Genomic DNA, 6075 nt, shown 5'->3' with positions numbered 1-6075 from the left:
GCCGCACGCTTGGCTTCGTTCGCCTTGGCTTCGTCCAGGTCGTGACCGCGGATTGCGGTATCGGCCAGCACGGTCACCTTCTTCGGCTGCACTTCTAGAATGCCACCGGCAACGAACACGAACTCTTCGCCGCCGTCTTCCTTCTCGATGCGCACGGCGCCCGGCTTGATGCGCGTGATCAGCGGCGTGTGGCCGGGCAGAATGCCCAGCTCGCCGGCTTCACCCGGCAGTGCCACGAACTTGGCATTGCCGGAGAAGATCTCCTGCTCGGCGCTGACGACGTCTACATGAATGGTTGCCATCTCGATTCCTTTGCTCAGAAAAGCGGCTTCCCTCAAATATCAGAAAGCCAGTACTGGCCCCGCCGCGTCACCTACAACGCACAGGGCCAGACGTCGCTCTTACTGGAGCTTCTTGGCCTTTTCGAAGGCTTCGTCGATCGAGCCGACCATGTAGAACGCCTGTTCCGGCAGGTGATCGCACTCGCCGTCCACCAGCATCTTGAAGCCGCGGATGGTTTCCTTCAGCGGCACGTACTTGCCCGGCGAACCCGTGAACACTTCGGCCACGTGGAACGGCTGCGACAGGAAACGCTGGATCTTACGGGCGCGGCCCACCGCCAGCTTGTCTTCCGGCGACAGTTCGTCCATGCCCAGAATCGCGATGATGTCGCGCAGTTCCTTGTAGCGCTGCAGCGTCTGCTGCACGCGACGGGCGACTTCATAGTGTTCCGTGCCGACCACTTGCGGGTCGAGCTGGCGCGAGGTCGAGTCGAGCGGATCGACGGCGGGGTAGATACCCAGCGCGGCGATGTCACGCGACAGCACGACGGTCGAGTCCAGGTGCAGGAAGGTCGTCGCCGGCGACGGGTCGGTCAAGTCATCGGCAGGCACGTACACGGCCTGGATCGACGTGATCGAGCCGGTCTTGGTCGACGTGATGCGCTCCTGCAGCTTGCCCATTTCTTCAGCCAGCGTCGGCTGATAGCCCACGGCGGAAGGCATACGGCCCAGCAGTGCCGACACTTCGGTACCGGCCAGCGTGTAGCGGTAGATGTTGTCGACGAAGAACAGGATGTCACGGCCTTCGTCGCGGAAGCGCTCGGCCATGGTCAGGCCGGTCAGCGCCACGCGCAGACGGTTGCCCGGCGGCTCGTTCATCTGGCCGAACACCATGGCCACCTTGTCGAGCACGTTGGAGTCCTTCATTTCGTGGTAGAAGTCGTTGCCCTCACGGGTACGCTCGCCCACGCCAGCAAACACCGACAAGCCCGAGTGCTGCTTGGCGATGTTGTTGATCAGCTCCATCATGTTCACGGTCTTGCCGACGCCGGCGCCACCGAACAGACCCACCTTACCGCCCTTGGCGAACGGGCAGACCAGGTCGATCACCTTGATGCCGGTTTCCAGCAGGTCCACCGACGGCGACAGCTCATCGAACTTCGGGGCCTTCTGGTGGATGCCGCGCTTTTCGTCGCAGGCGATCGGGCCGGCTTCGTCGATGGGACGACCCAGCACGTCCATGATGCGGCCCAGCGTGCCGTGACCAACCGGCACCGAGATCGGTGCGCCGGTGCTGGCCACGCGCATGCCGCGACGCAGACCGTCGGACGAACCCAGCGCAATGGTACGCACCACGCCGTCGCCCAGCTGTTGTTGCACTTCGAAGGTCAGGCCCTTCTCGGCGAACGAAGCTTCGTTGCTGTCATCCAGCACCAGCGCGTCGTAGACCTTCGGCATCGCGTCGCGCGGGAACTGAATGTCCACCACGGCGCCGATGCACTGCACGATATTTCCGTTTGCGATACTCATTTGTATCTCCAATAACTCAATTCTTTAGAAAGCCTCGCCACACTACTGCGCGCCCCGATCTTGCCCTTGCGATGCTCGCCGTACACTTGTACGGCTGCGCTTCTCAGGCCAACCTCGGGTCGCTCGCTACGTGTGGCGAAGCTTCCCGTGCCGTGGGCATCAGACCGCTGCCGCGCCGCTGACGATCTCGGACAGTTCCTTCGTGATCGCTGCCTGACGGGTCTTGTTGTAGACCAGTTGCAGTTCGCCGATCACGTTCTTCGCGTTGTCCGAAGCCGCCTTCATTGCCACCATCCGGGCCGATTGCTCGGAGGCCATGTTCTCGGCCACCGCCTGGTACACCAGCGCCTCGACGTAGCGGATCAGCAGCTCGTCGACCACCGTCTGCGCGTCCGGCTCGTAGATGTAGTCCCACGAGTAGGCCTGCTTCTCGGCATCGGTCTGCGTCAGCTTGTCGGCCGTGAGCGGCAGCAGCTGCTCGACCACCGGCTCCTGCTTCATCGTGTTGATGAAGCGGGTGTACGCGAGGTACACGGCATCGATCTGGCCGGCCGCGAACGCGTCGAGCTGGACCTTGATCGCGCCGATCAGCTTTTCCAGATGCGGCGTGTCACCCATGTGCACCACGTTCGACACGACCTTCGCGCCGATGCGGCCCAGGAACTGCATGCCCTTGGTACCGATGGCCGTGGCTTGCGTCTCCACACCCTTGTTCTGCGCATCGCGCAGCTGGGTGGTCACGGCACGCAGCACGTTGGTGTTCAAGCCACCGCACAGGCCCTTGTCCGTCGTCACCACGATCAGGCCGGCACGCTTGATCTCGCGCGCCACCATGAACGGGTGCTTGTACTCCGGATTGGCCTGCGCCATGTGCGCAGCCACGTTGCGGATCTTCTCGGCGTACGGGCGAGCAGCACGCATCCGCTCCTGCGCCTTGCGCATCTTGGATGCGGCGACCATCTCCATCGCCTTGGTGATCTTGCGCGTGTTTTGCACGCTCTTGATCTTGGTTCGGATTTCTTTCGTTCCGGCCATTTCACTCTCTCCGTTCAGCCCTGGCCGTGCATCGCTGCACAGCCAGTTGCGGGATTGACGCGGTTAGAACGCGGCGGACTTCTTGAAATCCTCGATCGCGGCACGCAGGGCGGCCTCATCGTCCTTGGACAGATCCTTCGTGTCTTCGATACGGTTGATGAGGTCGGCGTACTTCGTCTTCAGGTGATCGTGCAGGCCCTTTTCGAAAGCCAGGATGTCCTTCACGTCCACGTTGTCGAGGAAGCCGTTGTTGGCAGCGTACAGCGACGCGGCCAGCTGCCACACTTGCAGCGGCTGGTATTGCGGCTGCTTGAGCAGTTCGGTCACGCGGCGGCCGCGCTCGAGCTGCTTGCGGGTGGCGTCGTCCAGGTCCGAAGCGAACTGCGCGAACGCAGCCAGTTCACGGTACTGGGCCAGGTCGGTACGGATACCGCCGGACAGCTTCTTGATGACCTTGGTCTGCGCAGCACCACCCACACGCGACACCGAGATACCGGCGTTGATTGCGGGGCGGACACCGGCGTTGAACAGGTCGGTTTCCAGGAAGATCTGGCCGTCGGTAATCGAGATCACGTTGGTCGGAACGAACGCGGACACGTCGCCGGCCTGCGTTTCGATCACGGGCAGCGCGGTCAGCGAACCGGTCTTGCCCTTGACTTCACCGTTGGTGATCTTCTCGATGTGGTCGGCATTCACGCGGGCAGCACGCTCCAGCAGGCGCGAGTGCAGGTAGAACACGTCGCCCGGGTAGGCTTCACGGCCCGGCGGGCGGCGCAGCAGCAGCGAGACTTGGCGGTAGGCCCAGGCTTGCTTGGTCAGGTCGTCATAGACGATCAGGGCGTCTTCACCGCGGTCGCGGAAGTATTCACCCATCGTGCAGCCGGCGTAGGCCGACAGGTACTGCATGGCAGCCGAGTCGGAAGCCGCAGCCGCCACCACGATCGTGTATTCCAGCGCGCCGTGCTCTTCGAGCTTGCGCACCACGTTGGCGATCGTCGAAGCCTTCTGGCCGATTGCCACGTACACGCAGAAGATGCCCTTGCCCTTCTGGTTGATGATGGCGTCGACAGCCACGGCGGTCTTGCCGGTCTGGCGGTCGCCGATGATCAGCTCACGCTGGCCACGGCCGATCGGCACCATCGAGTCGATCGACTTCAGGCCGGTCTGCACCGGCTGGCTCACCGACTGACGTGCGATCACGCCCGGGGCAACCTTCTCGATCACGTCCGTTTTCTTGGCGTTGATCGGGCCCTTGCCGTCGATCGGCTGGCCCAGCGCGTTGACCACGCGGCCCAGCAGTTCCGGGCCGACCGGCACTTCCAGAATGCGGCCCGTGCACTTGACTTCGTCGCCTTCGGAAATGTGCTCGTACTCACCCAGCACCACGGCGCCGACGGAGTCGCGCTCGAGGTTCAGCGCGAGGCCGAACGTGTTGCCCGGGAATTCCAGCATTTCGCCTTGCATCACGCCCGACAGGCCATGAATGCGGCAGATACCGTCCGTCACGGAGATGACCGTGCCGGTGTTCTTTGCGTCAGCGCCAGCCTTCAAGCCCTCGATACGGGTCTTGATCAGGTCGCTGATCTCGGAGGGGTTCAGTTGCATCGAATGCTCCTAATTCTTCAATCTGTCCCGCAGGCCACGCTTGGGCGCCGCGAGGAGCAGCATTACGCGGCGGTCAGCGCAGACTGCATCTGCGTCAGGCGCGCGCGCACCGAGGTGTCGAGCACTTCGTCGCCCACCTGCACGCGCACGCCGCCGATCAACGAAGGATCGACGCTCACGTGAGCCTGCAGCTTCTTGCCGAACTTGCGTTCGAGCGTGGCGACCAGTTCGGTCAGGGGCGCGCCCTCAAGCGGGAACGCACTGGTGATCTCGACGTCGGCGGCGCCTTCGCTGGCATTCCGCAGCACATGGAATTGCGCGGCAATTTCCGGCAGCAGCGACAGGCGCTTGTTGGCCACCAGCAGGCCAACCAGTTCCTTCGCTTCATGCGACACCGGAGATTTCAGCGCCGACAGGAAGATCCCCGCCACATCGGCTTTGGAGAGCTTCGGATCATCGGCGACTGCCTTCATGTCGGGCACGGCGGCAATCTGCCCCATTTCCGACACGAGCTCAGACCATGCACCCAGATTGCCGGCCTTCGCTACGCGAAACAGCGCCTCTGCGTACGGACGGGCAACGGTTGCGAGTTCTGCCATGATTACAGCTCAGCCTTGAGTTGATTGAGCAGATCGGCGTGGACCTGCGCATTGACTTCACGCTTGAGGATCTGCTCGGCACCTTTGACGGCCAGCGTGGCAACCTGGTCACGCAGCGATTCACGCGCGCGCACGGTTTGCTGGTCGGCTTCGGCCTTGGCTTGCGCGACGATGCGCGCGGCTTCGGCTTGGGCGTTTTGCTTGATCTCATCGGCGCTCATCTGGGCACGCTTCTCAGCGTCCTGGATGCGCTGCGCGCCTTCATTGCGCGCTTCGGTCAGTGCCTGCTCGACCCGCTTGTTGGCCAGCTCCAGCTCGGCCTTGCCTTTGTCGGCGGCAGCCAGGCCGTCAGCGATTTTCTTCGCGCGTTCGTCGAGCGCCTTCACCAGGGGCGGCCAAATGAACTTGGCAACAACCCACCACAGGATGAAGAACACGACCATCTGCGCGACGAGTGTGGCGTTCAGGTTCATGGTGTGTTCCTTTCGGTATTGAGACTACGGATCAATGCACGAAGCGGCGAGGGTCACGCATTGCGTTCGCCCTGGCCGCCTCCGGCATCATGCAGACCGAAAAGAATTACTTGATGACCGACAGCAGCGGGTTGGCGAACGCGAACAGCATGGCCACACCAACGCCGATCAGGAATGCCGCGTCGATCAGGCCAGCCAGCAGGAACATCTTGGTTTGCAGCGGGTTCATCAGTTCAGGCTGACGTGCGCAGGCTTCGATGTACTTGCCGCCCATCAGTGCGATGCCGAGGCAGGCGCCGATGGCACCCAGGCCGATGATGATGCCGATACCGATGGCGGTCAGACCTTGGATGTTGGCGAGAAATGCTTGCATGATGACTCCCTTTTTACGTGAAAGACGAAGAACTTGAGAACTTGAAAAAAACCTAACGGAACCGGAGAACCTGAACCGCTACTTAGTGGTGATCATGTGCCTGGCCGAGGTACACCAGCGTCAGCATCATGAAGATGAAGGCTTGCAGCAGCACGATCAGGATGTGGAAGATCGCCCAC

The 6075-nt window shown here is 62.4% G+C and carries 7 protein-coding genes and 1 pseudogene; all 8 read right to left on the bottom strand.

Features of this window, described 5'->3' with window-relative positions; translation table 11 throughout:
- Window positions 1-302, bottom strand: a 302-nt coding sequence (locus QZ609_RS23585; RefSeq protein WP_295500055.1) for a F0F1 ATP synthase subunit epsilon, incomplete at its 3' end; no start/stop codon positions are given.
- Between the two features lie 99 nt (window positions 303-401).
- On the bottom strand, window positions 402-1811 hold the full coding sequence (atpD, locus tag QZ609_RS23580) for a F0F1 ATP synthase subunit beta (protein WP_295500053.1): 1410 nt from the start codon (window positions 1809-1811) through the stop codon (window positions 402-404).
- A gap of 159 nt (window positions 1812-1970) precedes the next feature.
- Window positions 1971-2846, bottom strand: coding sequence for a F0F1 ATP synthase subunit gamma (atpG, locus tag QZ609_RS23575; RefSeq protein WP_295500051.1), 876 nt, complete (start codon window positions 2844-2846; stop codon window positions 1971-1973).
- Window positions 2847-2909: 63 nt separating this feature from the next.
- Window positions 2910-4451, bottom strand: coding sequence for a F0F1 ATP synthase subunit alpha (gene atpA, locus QZ609_RS23570; RefSeq protein WP_295500049.1), 1542 nt, complete (start codon window positions 4449-4451; stop codon window positions 2910-2912).
- Window positions 4452-4513: 62 nt separating this feature from the next.
- A complete protein-coding gene (locus QZ609_RS23565) occupies window positions 4514-5050 on the bottom strand; it encodes a F0F1 ATP synthase subunit delta (RefSeq protein WP_295500047.1) in 537 nt (178 codons plus the stop codon).
- A 2-nt stretch (window positions 5051-5052) separates the two neighbouring features.
- A complete protein-coding gene (locus QZ609_RS23560) occupies window positions 5053-5523 on the bottom strand; it encodes a F0F1 ATP synthase subunit B (protein ID WP_295500046.1) in 471 nt (156 codons plus the stop codon).
- 106 nt (window positions 5524-5629) lie between these two features.
- A complete protein-coding gene (gene atpE / locus QZ609_RS23555) occupies window positions 5630-5896 on the bottom strand; it encodes a F0F1 ATP synthase subunit C (RefSeq protein WP_003262709.1) in 267 nt (88 codons plus the stop codon).
- Window positions 5897-5978: 82 nt separating this feature from the next.
- A pseudogene (locus QZ609_RS23550) lies at window positions 5979-6075 on the bottom strand (F0F1 ATP synthase subunit A); the annotation flags it as partial.

The organism is uncultured Ralstonia sp. (assembly GCA_913056305.1).
Classification (GTDB): domain Bacteria; phylum Pseudomonadota; class Gammaproteobacteria; order Burkholderiales; family Burkholderiaceae; genus Ralstonia.
This window is presented reverse-complemented; position numbering and strand designations above follow the sequence as displayed.

Bases quoted from the DNA above. Each gene is read 5' to 3' on its own strand.
- atpD (WP_295500053.1), bottom strand. From the start codon at position 1,811: ATGAGTATCGCAAACGGAAATATCGTGCAGTGCATCGGCGCCGTGGTG.
- atpG (WP_295500051.1), bottom strand. From the start codon at position 2,846: ATGGCCGGAACGAAAGAAATCCGAACCAAGATCAAGAGCGTGCAAAAC.
- atpA (WP_295500049.1), bottom strand. From the start codon at position 4,451: ATGCAACTGAACCCCTCCGAGATCAGCGACCTGATCAAGACCCGTATC.
- QZ609_RS23565 (WP_295500047.1), bottom strand. From the start codon at position 5,050: ATGGCAGAACTCGCAACCGTTGCCCGTCCGTACGCAGAGGCGCTGTTT.
- QZ609_RS23560 (WP_295500046.1), bottom strand. From the start codon at position 5,523: ATGAACCTGAACGCCACACTCGTCGCGCAGATGGTCGTGTTCTTCATC.
- atpE (WP_003262709.1), bottom strand. From the start codon at position 5,896: ATGCAAGCATTTCTCGCCAACATCCAAGGTCTGACCGCCATCGGTATC.